Source organism: Nesterenkonia halobia, from assembly GCF_039536005.1.
GTDB lineage: Bacteria > Actinomycetota > Actinomycetes > Actinomycetales > Micrococcaceae > Nesterenkonia > Nesterenkonia halobia.
This window is the reverse complement of record NZ_BAAAYG010000014.1, coordinates 1-17,643: the sequence shown is the minus strand read 5'-3', so window position 1 is coordinate 17,643 and position 17,643 is coordinate 1. Positions and strand designations below refer to the sequence as shown.

Genomic DNA, 17,643 nt, shown 5'->3' with positions numbered 1-17,643 from the left:
CGGGGGCCGCGGTCGCCAGCGGCCCCGTCAGCCACGTCCATCAGCGCCGTCGTCCGCGGGATCGGCGGCGGCTCCGCCGACGGGCGGCGCGCAGGTCGCTGAAGAAGTCCAGCGCGCGCCGCTGCCGCCAGCGATGCTCGCCGTAGCACGCCAGCAGTTCGGCCAGGTTCTCGGCGGCCTGCAGCCACTCCTCGTCGGCGACCCGGCGCAGCTTGGGCAGATGCCAGCTGACCAGGAAGCTCTCCAGGCGCCGCGCCTTATAGGCCTCGAGCAGCCCGACCTCGCGCAGCCAGTCGGCCCGGGCGCGGTCCAGCGGCAGATACTTCGCGAAGTATCCGGGGTTGAGCGTGTTGACAGTGGAGTTGCTGACCGCCGTGTAATAGGTATGAGCCGCGACGTCCATGATGCGGATGCGGCGGGCATAGTGGATCATCTGCTGGAAGAAGTACGAGTCCTGCCCGACGGCGCCCACCGGCTGGCTGATCCCCAGGGACTGCAGCCAGGCGGTGCGCGCCACCAGAGTCTGGATGCCCATCGGGCGGAAGTCGAGCATCTCCAGCGACCGCTCGGGCATCTCGATCGTGCCGTCGGCACGTCGGTGCCCGGCGAAGATCTGCTCCATGACCCGCACATACGGCAGGACCGTGCGGCTGCGCGCCCATTGGGTCATGGTGCCCAGCACGAAGTCGACGTCGTCGTGGCCCTCCAGATCGCTCAGCAGCCGGGCGTAGCCGTCCTCGACGGCCTCGTTGTCCGGATCCAGGTAGGTGACGAACTCCGTGGCGGTCAGCTCGAGGCCGGTGTTCCGCGGCCGGGACGCCGAGCCGGACCCGCCGGCGGCATGGTGGAAGGCGGTGACGTTCTCATAGTCGGCGGCCAGCTCCTCGACAGTGTCCAGAGTGACCGGATCGGTGGAGCCGTCGGAGACCAGCAGCACGTGCATCCGGGAGAAGACCGAGGAGCGGCGCAGCGAGGCGAAGGCCTTGTGCCGCAGATGCTCGCCGTTGTCGTAGACCGGCACGATCACCGTCAGGCGCAGCTGGTGCCGGGCGGCGGTCTCGGCGACCTCGCGGCGGAGGGCGTCGACGTCGTCGCCGCCGCGCAGCCGGCGCGCACCGCGGCGCGGCGAGGATGTCCCGCGGTCCCGGACGCTCTCGGCGTCGCCGACGTGGACGCGGCGCTCGGCGGCCAGGGCGAGCAGCCCCTCGGGATTCGCCGCCGTCTGCGGCGGACGCAGCCAGGCGGTGAGATCCAGCGCGTCGACGCCGGCGCGGTGCTGGTGCGCCTGCCCGGGGCCGGAGGCCTTGGTGGTCGTCGACGCCGACTGGTGACGGAGCGCGGCGAGGTGCTCGTCGACGTAGGTCGGCGCATAGTGACGCCGGGCGGAGACAGGCAGGATGACGTCGTGGTCCGCCAGCCGTGCCGGCAGCTCGTCCCAGCCGACGACCGTCACCTCGCCGTGGGTCTGGGCTGCCAGCTCCTCGTGCAGGGTCTCGTCGGCGTCCTCGGCGACGGCGAGCACCCGCTCGGCGGCCGGCTCCTCGCCGAGGCCCAGCCGGTGGAGGATGAGGCCCAGCACATCGGCGGCGTGGTGCTCGATGAAGGCGCGCCGGACGCCGTCGGCGGAGGCGCGGGAGAGGTCCTCGACGGTGAGCTGCTCGAGTCCGGCGGCGACGTCCTCCACAGAGTTCCCCAGGTGCACCTGCGGCAGGTGCGAGTTCACCCCCTGGTTGTAGGTCGAGAGCACCAGCGAGCCCGAGGCCATCAGCTGCAGCGTCCGCGGCGAGAACAGCGACTGCGAGTCGGTGACGGGTTCGACCGAGACGCCGACGTCGGCGAGGCGGTCGAGCCCTGCGGCGGGCAGCCCGGTCAGCGACGGCGCCAGGTGGGGGCGGTGGCGCACCGGCAGGACGGCATCGGCGGCGGGGGCCGACCCGTGCCCGGAGCCGTGCCGTGCGGCGAGCTGCTGGATGAGCAGCGGGGCGCCGGAGGCGAGCACGCCGTCGAGCAGCATGTCCCGATCTGCGGCGACGGCGGAGTCCAGCTCACCGGTGAGCGGATCGGAGAAGGCGACCAGCGCCCCGGGCGACGTCGCCGAGCCCAGCGGCGAGCGGTCCAGCGGGCTGATCGGCAGCGGGATCCGGGTCACCGGCGTGCGGGTGGTGCCGGCCAGCTGCTCGGCGGCCGACTCGGAGACCACGAAGAGGTGGTCGCAGCGGTCGGCCAGCCGGCGCAGCGCGCGGGGCAGCTCGGGGGACTGCGGGGTCACGTGGGAATGCAGGTCGACCAGCGCGCGGGGGACCCCGGCGGCCGCGGCCTCGGCGAGCAGCTGCTCGACGGCGGGCCGCCCGGCGACCTGCGGGCCGACGATCACCAGGTCGGCGGACTCCAGCGCGGCGGCCCGCTCCGGCGTCGTCGCCTCCTCGGGGAGGCGGAGGACCTCGGCGAGGCCGTCGAAGGTCGCCGCGACGTCCGCGGCGCCGACGACGGCGACGACGGCGTCATGCCCCGGGCGCGAGGCGCCGGTCTCCAGCGTCGGCAGCGCCTCGAGCAGGGGGAGGAGCTCCTCGACGAGGCGGTCGCGGCCGCCTCGTCCGGCACGGAAGGGCGAGGCCGCCGGGACGCCCAGCGCGCCGAGCACTTCGGCGTCGCGCAGATCGGCCAGCGGATCGGAGGAGTCCTGCAGCGCCTCGATCAGCTCGATCCCCCGGCTGAGGCCGGCCTGCCGGGCTCCGGGTCCGGCGAGACGTCCCACGTTCACCGGGAGATCCCCGCCCGCCGGGCGATCCGGCCGATCGGCCGGCGCAGACGGCGCCCGGCCTCCCGGACGGCACGGTCCGGGTCCTGCAGCGAGAGCGCGACCCGTCGGCGCGTACGGGCGGCGAAGGAGGAGGACGCCGCCGATCCCGAGGATCCGGACGCCCCGGTCGTAGCCGAGGCCCCTGAAGCTCCCTGGGCGCCGGGGGCCAGGCCGGCCTGCTCCTCGAGCCGGGCGAGGCGGGACTTCAGCTGCACGATCTCGGAGTCCTGCGTCCGCTCGAGCTCGTCGTAGGCCCAGCGCAGCTCGGCGAGCAGCGCCTCCTGCTGGGTGAGCAGGGCCATGACGACCTCCTGCGAACGGTCCTGCGTGCCGTCCTGCGTGCTGTCCTGCGCGCGGGCCGCGGGGGTCTCGGCGGGGGAGGGGGCGTCCGGCTGGGACGCGGTCTCTGCAGTCATGCGGTTCCTCGATCTCCTCGTCTCTGCTCGTCGGCGGGCGTCAGTCGCCGTGCTCGTCGAAGAAGCGGCGCGCTGCTCGGGAGGTCCAAGCATAGTCGTCGACGTCGACGTAGGCCGCGGCGATCTCGCGCAGCACGGCGGCGGCCTCGCGGCGCTGCTCGCCCGGCACGCGCGTGAACTTCTCCAGGTACCAGGTGGCGAAGAACCGCTCGAAGCGCTCGGCCAGGTAGCGGTCCATCAGGCCGGCCTCGCGCAGCCAGGCCGCCCGCTCCCGCTCCAGGATCAGGTACTTCCGGAAGTACTGCGGCGAGACCACGTTGACCGTGGAGGTCTCCACGGCGCCGTAGTAGGTGTAGACCGGCCGGTGCACCGGCGCGTAGGCGCGGGTGCTGTGGAACATCTGCTGGAAGAAGTAGGTGTCCTGGCCGACGGCGCCCACCGGCTGCACGAGCTCCAGCGACTGCAGCCAGTCGGTGCGGGCGACCATCGCCTCGATGCTCGCCGGGCGGAAGTTCACCTCCGCCAACGACCCCGGGTGCACCCGGAACAGCCCGTCGCGGTGCTCCAGCGCATCGGCGTACCAGGCGTGGTAGTCGTGCACCTGGTGCCGGTGCGTCCACACGGCCATGGTGCCCAGGGCGAAATCGGCCTCCGGGGAGGCCTCCAGCCGCTCCAGCAGCTCCCAGTAGCCGTCGTCGAGCTCCTCGTCGTCGGGGTCGAGATAGGTCACGTACGGCGTGGCGGCCAGCTGCAGGCCGGTGTTGCGCGGTCGGGAGGCCGAGCCGGAGCCGCCGGCCGGATGGTGCACGGCGGTCACGTTCGGCCAGGTGTGGGCGAGGTCCTCGACGGTCTCGACAGTGGCGGGGTCGGTGGAGCCGTCGTCGACGAGCAGGATGTGCATCTGCGCGAAGAGCGTCGAGCGGCGCAGCGAGGCGAAGGCCTTGTGCCGCAGATGGTCGCCGTTGTTGAAGACCGGCACCACCACGGACAGCCGCAGCTGATGCTCGCCGGCCGTGGTGCGGACCCGGTCGGCCGCAACGGCGAGGTCGTCGCCCGCGGCCGGGTCGGGCAGCGGCCGGCGCACTCTCGCGGGGTCGACGTCGGCGTCTCCTGCGGGGGTTTCGACGGCGGGACGATGGCCCAGGTGGTCGAGGGCGTAGATGCGCCGCCCGCGCCCGGAGGACAGCAGAGCGCCGGGGGAGACCAGCTGCGCGACGGTCGGGCGCCACCAGCCGCTGAGTCCCAGCGCCGTGCGGCCGGCCAGGGCCGCCAGACCCCCGGCGTGGTGGCGGTGGGCGGCGGCGTCGGTCTCCTCGGCGCCGCCGTCGAGCTTGGCGGTGACCCTCGCCTGTTGCAGCCGGAAGGCGACGACGTGGTCGGCCGCGTAGGTCGGCGCGTAGCGGCGGTCGGCGGTCACCGGCAGCACGACGTCGGCGAGCGCCGTCTCGGAGCCCACGGTCTCGGCCGCGGCGTCGTCGGCGCGGCGGCGGGTCAGCTCATCCCATGTGACCAGCTCCACCGGGCCGTGGGTCTGGGCCCGCAGATCCGCCTCCAGCGCGGCGGTGCGACGATCGGCCACCGCCAGCACCGTCTCGATCCGCGGGGCCTCGCCGCCGGCCTCGAGGTCGGCGGCGACGCCGGCGTGCTCGCAGATCCGGCGCAGCACGTCGACGGCATGATGGTCGGCGAAGGCCGCGCGGATGCCGTCGCCCTGCGCTCGGCGCAGCTCCTCGAGCGTCATCGTCTCCAGCATCGTGGCGACGTCCTCGGCCGAATTCGCGATGCGCACCTGCGGCAGGTACGTGTTCACGCCCTGGTTGTAGGTGGAGACCACCAACGTGCCGGAGGCCAGCAGCTCCAGCACGCGGGAGTCGACGAGCTGCTGGGAGTCGACGACGGCCTGGACCGTCGCGGCGACGTCCATCCCGCGCTGCAGGCGGTCGATCCCGCAGGTCATGTCGGCGGCGCGGGTCTCCTCGACCGGCACCGTCCACGGGGCGTACTGGGAGGGGACCGTCCAGTCGGCGGCGCGCGGATCGGCCGCCTGCGCCGGCTGCATCAGCGCCGTCGGCCGCCCAGAGGCCAGCAGCCCGTCGACCAGCGGGGGCAGGTGGTGCTCGTCCTGCGCAGGGTCCAGATGCGGCGCCGGCCCGTGCTGGTCCATGCCGGTCAGCGCGACGAGCTCGGTGCGGGCCGGCCGCGTGCCGATCGGCGTGTGCCGCAGCGGGTTCACCGGCGCCGGCACGACGGCGACGTCGACGCCCTGCGGCGCCTCGGCGCGGCAGTGCGCGGCGGTGTCGGCGTCGAGGCAGACGATGTGCGAGCAGGCGCGGGCCGCGGCGGGGAGACGGCCGGTGCGGAGCCGGTGCTGGGCGAAGAAGACCGTCGGCACCCCGTGGGCGCGCAGCGCCGGCAGCACCGTCTCGACGAGCTCGTCCCAGCCCGCGGCGACGGGATCGAGCCGCGAGGAGAAGAGCACCAGGTCGAGGGTCTCGACCTCCTCGCGCCAGCTCCCGGCGGTCAGCGCGACGACGTCGGCGGCTCCGGAGAAGGCCGCGCGCACCGCCGCGGGGCCGATGACGCCGACGCGCACCGGCAGCGGAGGCCGGGAGACGCCGTGCTCGCCGTCGGGCAGCTCGGCCGAGGACTCCAGGGCGGCGGCGAGCACCCGGCCGGTCGGGCGCAGCGCCCCGTCGCCGGGCTCGTCGGAGACGGCGAGGGACTCCAGTTCGCCGGCGTCGAGCTCCGTCAGCGTCGAGGTCGGCAGGGCGGCGATCTCGGCCAGCAGCCGGCCGCGCAGCCGATGCGCCTCGGCGCGCTCGCGGTGGGCGCGGGCTCCGGCGCGGCGCATCGCCGCGGCCGGGCGATGGTCGTCGGCCGGCACTTCCAGCGTGTCCGCGGCGCGCCGGTGCGCCTCCTCGACGGCGGTCATCAGCGAGCCGCGCGCGTCGAGCACGCGGTTCAGCACCGCGGCGTCGACGCCGTCCGGCGCGGGGTCTGTCGGTCGGTCCGGCTCCGGATGCTCGGCCGGTGGAGTCTCGATCCATCGCACATTGCTACTCTAGAGGTTCGACGGATGCGAGACTCTCCCCGGCCGCGCCGGGCGAGGCTCCGGCGTGCCGACGGCCGTCGCGGCCTGCCGAACCGGCCGGCGCGAGGCCGCCGTCGGACGGCGCCGCGGCACTGTCGCACCACATCGTTCCAGGACACCGCCCACGACCAAGGACCGACACCACGTGTTCAACTCCCTCTCCGATCGCCTGACGGCGACCTTCAAGAACCTCAAAGGCAAGGGGCGTCTGAGCGAAGCGGACATCGACGGCACCGCCCGGGAGATCCGCCGGGCGCTGCTCGACGCCGACGTCGCCGTGCCGGTGGTCCGCGAGTTCATCGCCAAGGTCAAGGCGCGCGCGCTGGGCGCCGAGGTCTCCGAGGCCCTGAACCCCGGCCAGCAGGTCGTCAAGATCGTCAACGAGGAGCTCGTCGGCATCCTGGGCGGCGAGACCCGCGAGCTGCGGTTCGCGAAGCAGCCGCCGACGATCATCATGCTCGCCGGGCTGCAGGGCGCCGGCAAGACCACGCTGGCGGGCAAGCTGGCCCACCGGCTGAAGAGCCAGGGCCACACGCCGATGCTGGTGGCCTGCGACCTGCAGCGCCCCAACGCGGTGAACCAGCTGCAGGTGGGCGGGCAGAAGGCCGGCGCACCGGTCTTCGCCCCGCACCCGGGCGTCTCCTCGGAGGCCGAGACCCCGACCGGCGACCCGGTCCAGGTGGCCCGCGACGGCGTCGCCGAGGCGCAGTCGAAGCTGCACGACGTGGTCATCATCGACACCGCCGGCCGGCTCGGCGTCGATCAGGAGCTGATGGACCAGGCGGCGAACATCAAGTCCGCCGTCGGCGCGCACGAGGTGCTCTTCGTCATCGACGCGATGATCGGCCAGGACGCCGTCGCCACGGCGCAGGCCTTCGACGAGGGCGTGGACTTCACCGGCGTGGTGCTCTCCAAGCTCGACGGCGACGCCCGCGGCGGTGCGGCGCTGTCGGTGGCCTCGGTGACCGGCAAGCCGGTGATGTATGCCTCCACCGGCGAGGGGCTGAAGGACTTCGAGGTCTTCCACCCCGACCGCATGGCCCGGCGCATCCTGGACATGGGCGACGTGCTCTCGCTCATCGAGCAGGCCGAGGCGAGCTGGGACCAGGCCGAGGCGGCCAAGATGGCCCAGAAGTTCGCCGATCAGGAGGACTTCACCCTCGACGACTTCCTGAATCAGATGCAGCAGCTGAAGAAGATGGGGTCGATGAAGAAGCTGCTGGGCATGATGCCCGGCGCCCAGGGGATGCGCGAGCAGCTCGAGCAGTTCGACGAGTCCTCCATCGGCCGCATCGAGGCGATGATCCAGTCGATGACCCAGCATGAGCGGCTCGCCCCGAAGATCATCAACGGCTCCCGCCGCGCCCGCATCGCCCGCGGCTCCGGCGTGCACGTCTCCGAGGTCAACCAGCTGCTCGAACGGTTCGGCCAGGCGCAGAAGATGATGAAGAAGATGGCCTCCGGCGGCGGCGTGCCGCAGATGCCCGGCGGCGGAGGCGGAATGCCCGGGATGGGCGGCGGCATGCCGGGCATGCCCGGCGCGGGCGGCGGCGACGGCGGCGCCTCGAAGCGCAAGAAGGGCAAGGGCCAGCAGCAGAAGAAGAAGGGCAAGTCGGGCAACCCCGCCAAGGCCGCCCAGCAGGAGCGGGAGGCGGAGCAGCGGCGCAGCCAGTCGGCCCAGAAGCGCATGGACGGCTCGAGCTTCGGCGCGCAGGGCGGCGACGTCGACCCCTCGCAGCTGGACCTGCCGAAGGGCTTCGAGAAGTACCTGAAGTGAGTCCGCGACGCGGCTGGGCCGGATCCGGCGGGCGGGCACGGCCGTGCCCGCCCGCCGAGTCGCGGTCGTGCCGGTTCTGTGGCAGAATGACCAGGTACTCTGATCGGCCGCAGGCACCCTCTTCCTCCTGCGGAACGGTCACCAGTTCCCTTGAGCGGTCGCATCGACTGAGCAGCATCCCCACGCAGCGCGATGCTCGACCGCGTCCCTGAGACGAGACAACAGGAGTGACCACTCAAGTGGCAGTCAAGATTCGCCTGAAGCGGATGGGCAAGATCCGCGCACCGTACTACCGCGTCGTCGTCGCCGACTCGCGCGCCAAGCGCGATGGTCAGGCCATCGAGCAGATCGGCAAGTACCACCCGACGGCCGAGCCGTCGTTCATCGACATCAAGTCCGACCGTGCCCAGTACTGGCTGTCGGTCGGCGCGCAGCCGAGTGAGCAGGTCGAGGCGCTGCTGAAGGTGACCGGCGACTGGCAGAAGTTCAAGGGCCTCGACGGCGCCGAGGGCACGCTGAAGTCGGCTGCTCCCAAGGAGGAGTTCGTCGCCCCGCAGAAGAAGTCGGTCATCGACGACTCGACGCCGAAGGCCGCCGACCTGAAGGCTGAGGAGCCGCAGGCCGAGGAGTCGGCGGAGGAGTCCGCCGAGGAGAAGGCTGAGTGATCCATGGGTGCTGAAGCAGTGCTGACCGACGCGGTCGAACACCTGGTGCGCGGCATCGTCGACGCCCCCGACGACGTCGAGGTCCGTCAGCGCGGAGGCCGCCGCCAGGAGACGGTCCAGGTGCGCGTGCATCCCGACGACCTCGGCCGGGTGATCGGCCGCGGCGGACGCACCGCGAAGGCACTGCGCACTGTGGTCGGTGCGCTCCCCGGCGGGGAGTCGGTCCGGGTCGACGTCGTCGACACCGACCGCCGCAGTTGACGACGACAGAGGCCCGATATATGAGCACTGACCGTTCCGACGGACAGCGCCGCGACGACGACCCGCAGGCGAGCACTCCCACCGCGGAGCGCCTGCGGGTCGCTCGTGTCGGCAAGCCCCACGGCGTGCGCGGCGAGGTCACCGTGCAGCTGTTCACCGACGACCCCGAGCACCGGCTGGCCCCCGGCGCGGAGCTGCTCCGCACTCCCGGCCAGCACACTCCGGACCGCGAGACCAGCACGCTGACGGTGACCTCGCGCCGCTGGAAGAAGGCCATCTGCCTGCTCGGCTTCGCCGAGGTCGACGGCCGCGACGCCGCCGAGGCGCTGCGCGGCTCGATGCTCCACGTCGAGGTGCCCGCCGAGACCGAGGACCCCGACGAGGGCTGGTACAGCCACCAGATCGCCGGATTCGCCTGCGTGGATGCGGAGGGGACGACGCTGGGTCGGGTCCTCCAGCTGGTGACCGGGGCCGCTCAGGACCTGCTGGTCGTCGTCGACGAGTCCGGCGAGGAGACCATGGTGCCCTTCGTCGAGGAGATCGTCCCCGAGGTCGACGCCGCGCGCCGCGTGGTCACGCTGGACCCGCCGGACGGCCTCTTCCCGGCCTGAGCCGGACCGTCCGCCGTCCCCGACCTCCGGAGCCGCAGCCGATGCGCATCGACGCCCTCTCCATCTTCCCCGAGTTCTACGACGTGCTGGACCTGTCGCTGATCGGCCGGGCCCAGCGCGACGGGCTGGTGGAGATCGTCCGCCACCAGCTGCGCGACTTCACCGACGACAAGCACCGCACCGTCGACGACACCCCGGTCGGCGGCGGCGCCGGCATGGTCATGAAGCCCGAGCCCTGGGCGCGGGCGCTGGAGCATGTGCTGGAGACCGCCGGCTCCGCCGTGGAGGGTTCCGGGGACGGATCTCGACCTCCGGTGCTGATCATTCCGAGCCCCGCCGGCGAGGTCTTCACCCAGCGGACCGCCGAGGAGCTGGCCGGCGCCGAGCACCTGGTCTTCGCCGCCGGACGCTACGAGGGCATCGACCAGCGGGTCGCCGAGTGGGCCGGCGAGCACTTCGAGGTGCGGCCGATGAGCATCGGCGACTACGTGCTCAACGGCGGCGAGGTCGCGGTCATCGCCATGGTGGAGGCGATCACCCGGCTGCTGCCGGGAGTGATCGGCAACCCCGAGTCGCTGACCGAGGAGTCGCACGCCGACGGGCTGCTCGAATACCCCGTCTACACCAAGCCCGCCGTCTGGCGCGGCCGCGGCGTCCCGGAGATCCTGCTCTCCGGAGACCACGCGCGCATCGCCGAGCACCGGCGGGCCGAGCAGCTGCGCCGCACCCGGCGCGAGCGGCCCGACCTCTACGCCCGCCACCTCGTCGCCGAGGAGCAGGCCGGGCGCGCGGTGCGGCACCCCGACGAGTCCTGAGCCGGCCCCGGACGCCGCGGGGAGTTTCGGATCACCCGGCGCGGACTGGGGGAGATGCGGGACCATCTGGCATAATGAGTCCCTGTGCCTGCTGGATGGCTCGTCTGCCACAGGGGATGACCATCAACAGCGAGGCCACCGGCCGCCGCGCACCCGCCGGCGCCGGCAGCACAGCCTGATGACCCTCGTCGCGTGATGCGACGTGCCTGACGCGCGAGCCCTCGGGGCTGGCAGGAGGGGACCGGTCGAGAAGCAGGGCGAGTGACCTGTGGCAGTCGTCCGAGGAGAATCATCATGCATACTCTCGACATCGTCGACGCGGCCAGCCTGCGCGACGACATCCCGGAGTTCGCACCCGGAGACACCGTCTCGGTGCACGTCAACATCGTCGAGGGCCGGACCAGCCGTGTCCAGGTCTTCAAGGGCTACGTCATCGGCATCCAGGGCCGCGGCGTGGGGGAGACCTTCACCGTCCGCAAGACGTCCTTCGGCGTCGGCATCGAGCGCACCTTCCCGGTGCACTCGCCGGTGATCGAGAAGATCGAGGTCGCCGCCCGCGGCGACGTCCGTCGCGCGAAGCTGTACTACATGCGCGACCGGCACGGCAAGGCTGCGCGCATCCCGGAGAAGCGCGAGTCGGCCATCGCCCGTCAGCAGGGCGAGGACGTCGAGGCCGTCAGCGACCACTGATCCGTGGCGGCGTTCCTCCGCGCAGCACGAGACCGTCCGCACGGAGGAACGCCCGTCATGCAGGCCCCGCAGAGCCCCGAGCGCGCCGACACCGTCGGCGCGTCTCGGGGCTCTCTGCGTGCCGGGCGGCTCCGCGGCCGCCGGGGATGGATCCTCGCGACGCTGGTGGTCGTGGTGCTCGCGGCCGTGGTCGCCGCGACGATCCGCGGCACCGTCGTCGACGTCTACTCCGTCGACCAGCACTCGATGCGCCCGACGCTGCAGGACGACGAGCGGGTCCTGGTCGACAAGCGCCTGGGCGCCGTCGACGCCTCGGGGGCGCTGGATGAGCTGCACCGCGGCGACGTCGTCGTCTTCGACGGCACCGGGTCCTTCGCCCCGTACGAGTCGCAGTCCGAGCTCGCCGCGGCCGCCGAGCACGTCGGCCACTGGTTCGGCCTCGGCTCGCCGCCGGCGACCTATGTGAAGCGGGTGATCGGCCTCGGCGGCGACACTGTGGCCTGCTGCGACGCCGCCGGGCGGGTGACCGTCGAGGGCGAGCCGCTCGAGGAGGACTACCTGCCGCATCCGGTCTCCGCCGAGCAGCCGGCCTCCGACCAGGAGTTCGAGGCCGAGGTCCCGCCGGGCCGGATGTGGGTGATGGGCGACCATCGCGCCGAGTCGGTGGACTCGCGGGCGCTGCTCGGCGCCCCCGGTGGAGGTATGATCAGGCAGGGCCGCGTCATCGGCCGCGTCACCGAGGTGGTGTGGCCGTGGGACGCCCGACGCCCGCTGGGCGAGGCCGCGTCCGAGGCGACGTCGAGGGGCCCGTCCGCGCCGCGCGGAGACGGACGGCCGCCAGCATCAGGAGGACAGCGATGAGCACCCAGGACCCCTCGACTCCCGAGGACGGCTCCGGCGAGGACGGGGAGACGACGCCGGCGCACCGGACTCCGGCCGGCGCGGAGGGCTCGACGGCGGGCGGCCGCCGTCGTCGGCTGCGCGACCGCAGCCCTGTGGCGGCGTTCTTCGTCGAGATCGGCGTCATCCTGCTGATCGCGGTGGTGATCTCCTTCGTGGTCAAGACCTTCCTGCTGCGCGCCTTCTACATCCCCTCGGAGTCGATGGAGGACACCCTGCAGGTGGACGACCGGATCGTGGTCAACCTGCTGGCTCCGGAGGTCTCCGAGGTGCAGCGCGGCGACGTGATCGTCTTCGAGGACACCCGCGCCTGGTCCACCGGCGGGGCCCCGGCGCCGGAGACGACGCCGCTGCAGGATGCGCTGACCTTCGTGGGGCTGATGCCCGACACTTCGGAGCACTATGTGGTCAAGCGTGTCATCGGCGTCGGCGGCGACGAGGTGACCTGCTGCGACGACCAGGGGCGGCTGACCGTCAACGGCGAGCCCCTCGACGAGCCGTATCTGTACCCGGGCGACGAGCCGAGCCAGATGGAGTTCGACATCACCGTGCCCGAGGACACGGTGTGGGTGATGGGCGATCACCGGCGCGCCTCGGCCGATTCGCGCGCGCATCTCGAGGAGCCGGACCGCGGGGCGGTGCCGGTGGAGGACATCGTCGGCCGGTCGCTGGCCCGCGTCTGGCCGATGGACCGGTGGGGCGGCGGCGGCACCGACCGTGATCCCTTCGCCGACGTGCCGGCGGCGGGGGACTGATGCCGCAGTCGGCGACGCTGCTGCCCGAACTGGCCCTGGCCGCCGAGACCGGCGCCCGCTGGATCGCCGGCGTGGACGAGGTCGGCCGCGGCGCGCTGGCCGGACCGGTCACCGTCGGGGTCGCGGTGCTGGATCTGGCTGATCCCGCCGTCGAGCGCGAGACCGGCGTGCTGGCGGTGCTCGACGGCGTGCGCGACTCCAAGCTGCTCACCCCGAAGGCGCGTCAGCGCTGGGCCCCGGTGATCGCCGAGGAGGCCCCGGCGGTCTCCGTGCAGCACAGCGCGCCCGAGCGCATCGACACCGCCGGCATCTCCTCCGCCCTGCAGGAGGCCGGCCTGGCCGGGCTCCGCGCCGTCGAGCAGCGACTGGGCCATCCGGTGGACGCGGTGATCGTCGACGGGTCCCACGACTGGCTCACCGGCGGGAGCTCGGCGCGCGTGCACGCGATGGTCAAGGCCGACGCCCGGGCGCTGAGCGTCGCCTCGGCCAGCGTCGCGGCCAAGGTCGAGCGGGACGCGCTGATGGAACGGCTCGCCGTCGAGCATCCCGGCTACGGCTGGGAGTCCAACCGGGGCTACGGCTCGGCGGTGCACCGTGCCGCACTGGTCGAGCACGGGGCCACTGTCGCCCACCGCCGGTCCTGGAATCTGGGCACGGACCGGCTGGCGGCGCCGCGCGGAGCCTGAGCGCCGTCACCCCAGGTGACGCCGGAGGAAGCTGACCACGTCGGCCTCGACCTCGGCGCGGATGGCGCGCTCGTCGTGGATCTCATGGCGCCACCCCGAGTAGGTCGTGGTCGAGGTCGACCGGCTGCCGGCCTCGGCGAGCAGATCGGCCACGGCGTAGACGCCTTCGCCGTAGTCGCCGGCCGGGTCCTGATCGCCGGCGATCAGGCGGACCGGCAGGTCGACGGGTATCCGAGCGGCCCACTGCGCCCCGGTGACGGCGCTCATCAGCGCGGCGAAGTCCGCGAAGAGCCGGTAAGTCGGCGCGCCCACGGTCATCGTGTTCAGCGGATCGGCGGCGTGGTCGTCGACGACCTCCGGGTCGCAGGCGATCCAGTCGTTCGGCGTGCGCACATCGGTGTAGCGCGCCGTCATCGGCCCGAAGACGGCCTCGGCGACGTCGAGGGCGGGCTCCGCGGCGCGGCCGGCCGCCAGCGCCTCCTCGGCCATCCGGGCCATCGTCTCGTCCTGCCGCATCCCGTAGACGACGCCGCACAGCACCAGGGCCTCGAGGTCGTCTCCGTGCCGGGCGGCGTACTCGCGCGCGATCATCGAGCCCCAGCTGTGTCCGAACATCGTGAACTGCAGCTCGGCATGGCCGGCCTGCCGCAGCTCGGCGCGGACGGCGTCGTGCAGCCGCCGCTCGTCGAGCACAGTGGTCTCCCAGCCGGCCTCGCCCGGATCGCCCCAGGTGTCGTTCCGCCGCGCCGTGCTGCCGTGCCCGACGTGGTCGTCGTGGGCGCCGACGAAGCCGGCGTCGAGCAGGGTCCCGATCGGGTGGTGGCAGCGGCGTGAGTGCTCGCCGAAGTCGTGCACGATCTGCACGATGCCGCGCGGGGCCCTGAGCGGCGTGTGCAGCCACGCCTGGATCTCGTCACGATCATCGGCGGAGGGGAACGTGATCTCGCGAAGAGCCATGGAGCGAGTCTGGACGGCAGGTCGGCGGCCGTCACCAGCCGAGGTCGCCGCCCGGGGAGGTCCCGGTCAGGAACGCCGCCCGGTGAGGCCTCCGGGACCGGCGAGTCCTGCACAGGCGGGGCCTCGGCACCTGCGACACGCCGTGTTCTCCACAGAAGCGGTCGGCGGGCCTCCTCGCCGTCGGCGCCGGTGGCACAGTGGTGGGTGCTGGACGAGCGAGGCGCCGACCACCGGGTCGACGTCGGGAGGAGGCGACGCATGCGTGCTGAGGACAGGACCGGTCTGCTCGGCGAGGAGATCGCCGCCGATCACCTCGCCGAGGCCGGGCATCTCATCCTGGAACGACGGTGGCGGTCGACGCGGGGAGAACTGGATCTGGTGACCATCGACGGCGACGAGCTGGTCGCCGTCGAGGTCAAGACTCGCCGCGGACTGGGCTACGGGCATCCCTTCGAAGCAGTGGGCCCGCAGAAGCTCCATCGGCTGCATCGGCTGCTCGCCGAGTACGTCAGCGGCTACCCCGGTCCACGGATCCGCCGTCGGGTCGATGTGGTCTCCGTGCTGCTGCCGCCCGACGACGCGCGGGCCGCGGAGGACGGCACCCGGCCGCGGGTGGAGCATCTGCGGGATGTGCGGCCATGAGCATGGGGCGGTCCCGCGGAGTGGTGCTGGTGGGCATGCAGGGGCATCTGATCGACGTCGAATCCGACATCGGCCAGTCGCTGCCGGCCTTCGTGCTGCTCGGGCTGCCGGATGCCTCGCTGCGCGAGAGCCAGGACCGGATCCGCGCGGCCGCACGGAACAGCGGCCTCGACCTGCCGGCTCGGCGGCTGACGGTGAACCTGCTGCCGGCCTCGTTGCCGAAGTCCGGTTCGGGGCTGGATCTGGCGATCCTGATGAGCGCCTGGGCCGCCGAGGGGATGGTCGCCGGGACCGAGTCGGTGGTCTTCCTCGCCGAGCTGGGGCTGGACGGCCGGCTGCGGCCGGTGCGCGGGGTGCTGCCGGCGGTCGCCGCGGCCGTGCGGGCCGGAGTGGAGACGGTGGTCGTCAGCCGGGAGAACGCCCCTGAGGCCGCGCTGGTCCCCGGGGTGGAGGTGTTGGCGGCCTCGCATGCGGTGGAGGTAGCCGGGGCGTTCTCCTGCGGGAGCAGGGTGCGGCGCGAGGTGGGCGACCGGTTCCCGGATCTGGACGAGCGGGTGCCGGATCGGCACACCGGCGGGGCCGTGGGCGTCGGCGAGGTCGGGGACGGGGTCGCCGGCCCGCAGGCGGGCGGCGATCTCGCCGAGGTCCGCGGTCAGCACGAGGCCCGGTTCGCTCTGGAGGTCGCCGCGGCCGGCGGGCATCATCTGCTGCTCGTCGGCGCCCCGGGTCCCCACCCTTAAACGTGCATGCGAGGGCTACAGCGCGTCGGGCGCTGCCGCGTCGTCGAACTCTTACGCTTGAGGCACTGTAGTACGGCCGTGTGAGCACCTTAGAGGAGCCAAACTGTGTCATCCGATTCAGAACATGAGAGCCGCAATGGCCTCCATCCAGGGCTGTCGACGCGTCAGGGATTTGCTCTGATCGAAGAAGCCGGATCCGTACGTAACCTGCTACGCGACTCTGTGGAGGCGATCCGGGGGCTTCGTCTCGTGGATTTGCACGGCGATGCGGTGTTCACACTGGGAAGTATCGGTGTGGAGAAGGCCATGAAGGTCGTGCTCGGTTGCAACGAGGTCGGGGCATCCGGCTCGTGGCCGTCGAAGAAGACGTTGAAGTCCACCTGGGGGCATGACATCGAGTCGCTGAACTCGTTCCTGGGGTATGCGATCGAATGTGGCCTGGCAAGAGTCGTACACGGCGGCTACTCCCGGGAGCTCGCTTCTCGGATCGGTACGAGCACGACACTCGAGCTGCTTTTCGCGGCGTTCGCCCGTTACGGGAAGTCGGGACGCTTCCACCACTTGGACGTCCTCGCGACCGATGAGCCCGGGACCGACGATCCGCCGTCTGACTACTGGGAGCGGGTCGAATACCACGTCAGATCAACAGACCCGGAGCTCCACGAGGTCCCTTACGGTGACAACCGCGCTTTAGACGAGTGCGAAGCCAGGTTGCGTGACTGTATCGCCGACGAGCTCGAGGTGTGGTGGTTCTGCATTCATCGCCTCAGTGTCCAGGGGTGCTTTGGCGAACTGGGGAGGAAAGTCGGGGAGATGATTTGGGAGCCAGGGAGGCCAGAACCACGGGCCATGATGGTCTAGGATACCGGCACCTTCGTTGTGGCGACGGCGGAGACGGTACCAATGTCAGACCTCATCGCTACCGTGTCGGTAGACCCACGATTCGAGGAGGTAGAAGATGTCTGACGTTCCCGTCGCGGTATCTCGACTCAGTGGAGACGACTCGCGAGAAGCACAGAACACCCGTGCCGTGAGGTGGCTACTTGCCCAACCGGGAGGCCCCCTGGTCGTTGTGACGCCACGACGCACGGTACAGAGCGAGGTCATCACCCGTCTGATCGCCCGGCCTCAGGTGCAGCATCATGCCTGGCGAGGTTTCTATGGAAGGTCCTTCGATGGTCAGCGGGTGCTCTACGCATGGCCTGATCGGGAGCACCTGAACGACGTATGGAGCGTCAAAGCAGATGCGATCGCCGTCATCGAGTGGAGCGTTGAGGAGACCGCCGAATGGCTCCAAGACGTGAACCCGATCCAATTGCTTCCAGGGCAGACGATTGAGCCCGCGGCTCCGGCGAGGGGCGATCTGGAACCGATGCCGAACGGTATCGACGACATTCTCCAATACATCGCCGGGAGGGCTGCCGGCTACTCCGCCGGCCTGAAGTGGAACGAAGAGGACAAGCTCAAGGCGGACATGATGAACCGGCCCGACCGCTGGGCTCCTGTCTCGGTAGAGCAGGTGCGTGCGAAGTGCCGCGAGCTTGGCATGCGCGCTGACGACGTCGACACGATAACGGACCTCGTGCAGCGGCGGAAGGACGGCCGACGTTTCAACGTGAGGTCGTCGTACCGCCCGTTCGAGTTCAACTGAGCATGTCGCAGGCACAGCCGAGACGGCTTTGACGCTCAAAGGTGGGTTCGGGATCGTGGGGAACGAGGTCGACAGTCGCGACGTCGGGTCTGCTGAGGGTTCGGTTGACTCCGTAGTTCACGCCGCCAACGCGACGTCTTGAGTGTAGACGGTCTCGTATTCGATCGGAGTCAGTTTCCCAAGCCG

The 17,643-nt window shown here is 71.9% G+C and carries 17 protein-coding genes; 13 read left to right on the top strand and 4 right to left on the bottom strand.

Going from position 1 to position 17,643, the window contains the following annotated elements; all coding sequences use genetic code 11:
• Nucleotides 1–40 precede the first annotated feature (40 nt).
• From ABD652_RS12525 to ABD652_RS12515, 3 genes are read right to left on the bottom strand one after another with little or no spacing between them, the layout of a single operon-like run.
• Entirely contained in the window at nucleotides 41–2,761 is a 2,721-nt protein-coding gene (locus ABD652_RS12525; protein ID WP_344721881.1) for a glycosyltransferase, read from the bottom strand.
• Nucleotides 2,758–3,216, bottom strand: a complete 459-nt coding sequence (locus ABD652_RS12520; RefSeq protein WP_344721879.1) for a hypothetical protein — start codon at nucleotides 3,214–3,216, stop codon at nucleotides 2,758–2,760. Before ABD652_RS12520 ends, ABD652_RS12525 begins: the two co-directional genes overlap by 4 nt.
• Nucleotides 3,217–3,256: 40 nt before the next feature.
• On the bottom strand, nucleotides 3,257–6,268 hold the full coding sequence (locus ABD652_RS12515; protein WP_344721877.1) for a glycosyltransferase: 3,012 nt from the start codon (nucleotides 6,266–6,268) through the stop codon (nucleotides 3,257–3,259).
• Between the two features lie 184 nt (nucleotides 6,269–6,452).
• Here ABD652_RS12515 and ffh point away from each other — a divergent pair, with 184 nt between their 5' ends.
• From ffh to ABD652_RS12470, 9 genes are all read left to right on the top strand, one after another.
• Nucleotides 6,453–8,084, top strand: a complete 1,632-nt coding sequence (ffh, locus tag ABD652_RS12510; RefSeq protein WP_344721875.1) for a signal recognition particle protein — start codon at nucleotides 6,453–6,455, stop codon at nucleotides 8,082–8,084.
• A gap of 239 nt (nucleotides 8,085–8,323) precedes the next feature.
• Nucleotides 8,324–8,749, top strand: a complete 426-nt coding sequence (gene rpsP / locus ABD652_RS12505) for a 30S ribosomal protein S16 (protein WP_344721873.1) — start codon at nucleotides 8,324–8,326, stop codon at nucleotides 8,747–8,749.
• An 18-nt stretch (nucleotides 8,750–8,767) separates the two neighbouring features.
• Nucleotides 8,768–9,010: an RNA-binding protein gene (locus ABD652_RS12500; RefSeq protein WP_344722095.1), complete on the top strand. Its 243-nt coding sequence runs from the start codon at nucleotides 8,768–8,770 to the stop codon at nucleotides 9,008–9,010.
• A 20-nt stretch (nucleotides 9,011–9,030) separates the two neighbouring features.
• Nucleotides 9,031–9,621 carry a ribosome maturation factor RimM gene (gene rimM, locus ABD652_RS12495; RefSeq protein ID WP_344721871.1) on the top strand — a complete coding sequence of 197 codons (591 nt, stop codon included), beginning with the start codon at nucleotides 9,031–9,033 and terminating at the stop codon, nucleotides 9,619–9,621.
• 41 nt (nucleotides 9,622–9,662) lie between these two features.
• Entirely contained in the window at nucleotides 9,663–10,436 is a 774-nt protein-coding gene (trmD, locus tag ABD652_RS12490) for a tRNA (guanosine(37)-N1)-methyltransferase TrmD (RefSeq protein ID WP_344721868.1), read from the top strand.
• Nucleotides 10,437–10,730: 294 nt separating this feature from the next.
• Entirely contained in the window at nucleotides 10,731–11,126 is a 396-nt protein-coding gene (gene rplS / locus ABD652_RS12485; protein WP_344721865.1) for a 50S ribosomal protein L19, read from the top strand.
• Between the two features lie 57 nt (nucleotides 11,127–11,183).
• Entirely contained in the window at nucleotides 11,184–11,987 is an 804-nt protein-coding gene (gene lepB, locus ABD652_RS12480) for a signal peptidase I (RefSeq protein ID WP_344721863.1), read from the top strand.
• Nucleotides 11,984–12,781 carry a signal peptidase I gene (gene lepB, locus ABD652_RS12475; protein ID WP_344721861.1) on the top strand — a complete coding sequence of 266 codons (798 nt, stop codon included), beginning with the start codon at nucleotides 11,984–11,986 and terminating at the stop codon, nucleotides 12,779–12,781. The genes lepB (ABD652_RS12480) and lepB (ABD652_RS12475) overlap by 4 nt, the downstream gene beginning before the upstream one ends.
• Nucleotides 12,781–13,467, top strand: coding sequence for a ribonuclease HII (locus tag ABD652_RS12470; RefSeq protein ID WP_344721859.1), 687 nt, complete (start codon nucleotides 12,781–12,783; stop codon nucleotides 13,465–13,467). The genes lepB (ABD652_RS12475) and ABD652_RS12470 overlap by 1 nt, the downstream gene beginning before the upstream one ends.
• Nucleotides 13,468–13,473: 6 nt before the next feature.
• Here ABD652_RS12470 and ABD652_RS12465 read toward each other — a convergent pair whose 3' ends face one another.
• Nucleotides 13,474–14,424, bottom strand: coding sequence for an alpha/beta fold hydrolase (locus tag ABD652_RS12465; RefSeq protein ID WP_344721858.1), 951 nt, complete (start codon nucleotides 14,422–14,424; stop codon nucleotides 13,474–13,476).
• Between the two features lie 258 nt (nucleotides 14,425–14,682).
• Between ABD652_RS12465 and ABD652_RS12460 the strand changes: the two genes are divergently transcribed.
• The 4 genes from ABD652_RS12460 to ABD652_RS12445 all read left to right on the top strand — a co-directional run bounded on the left by ABD652_RS12460 (nucleotide 14,683) and on the right by ABD652_RS12445 (nucleotide 17,457).
• Nucleotides 14,683–15,066, top strand: coding sequence for a YraN family protein (locus ABD652_RS12460; RefSeq protein ID WP_344721855.1), 384 nt, complete (start codon nucleotides 14,683–14,685; stop codon nucleotides 15,064–15,066).
• A complete protein-coding gene (locus ABD652_RS12455) occupies nucleotides 15,063–15,806 on the top strand; it encodes a magnesium chelatase domain-containing protein (protein WP_344721853.1) in 744 nt (247 codons plus the stop codon). The genes ABD652_RS12460 and ABD652_RS12455 overlap by 4 nt, the downstream gene beginning before the upstream one ends.
• 105 nt (nucleotides 15,807–15,911) lie before the next feature.
• Nucleotides 15,912–16,667 carry a hypothetical protein gene (locus ABD652_RS12450; protein ID WP_344721852.1) on the top strand — a complete coding sequence of 252 codons (756 nt, stop codon included), beginning with the start codon at nucleotides 15,912–15,914 and terminating at the stop codon, nucleotides 16,665–16,667.
• A 97-nt stretch (nucleotides 16,668–16,764) separates the two neighbouring features.
• Nucleotides 16,765–17,457: a hypothetical protein gene (locus tag ABD652_RS12445; RefSeq protein ID WP_344721850.1), complete on the top strand. Its 693-nt coding sequence runs from the start codon at nucleotides 16,765–16,767 to the stop codon at nucleotides 17,455–17,457.
• Nucleotides 17,458–17,643 lie beyond the last annotated feature (186 nt).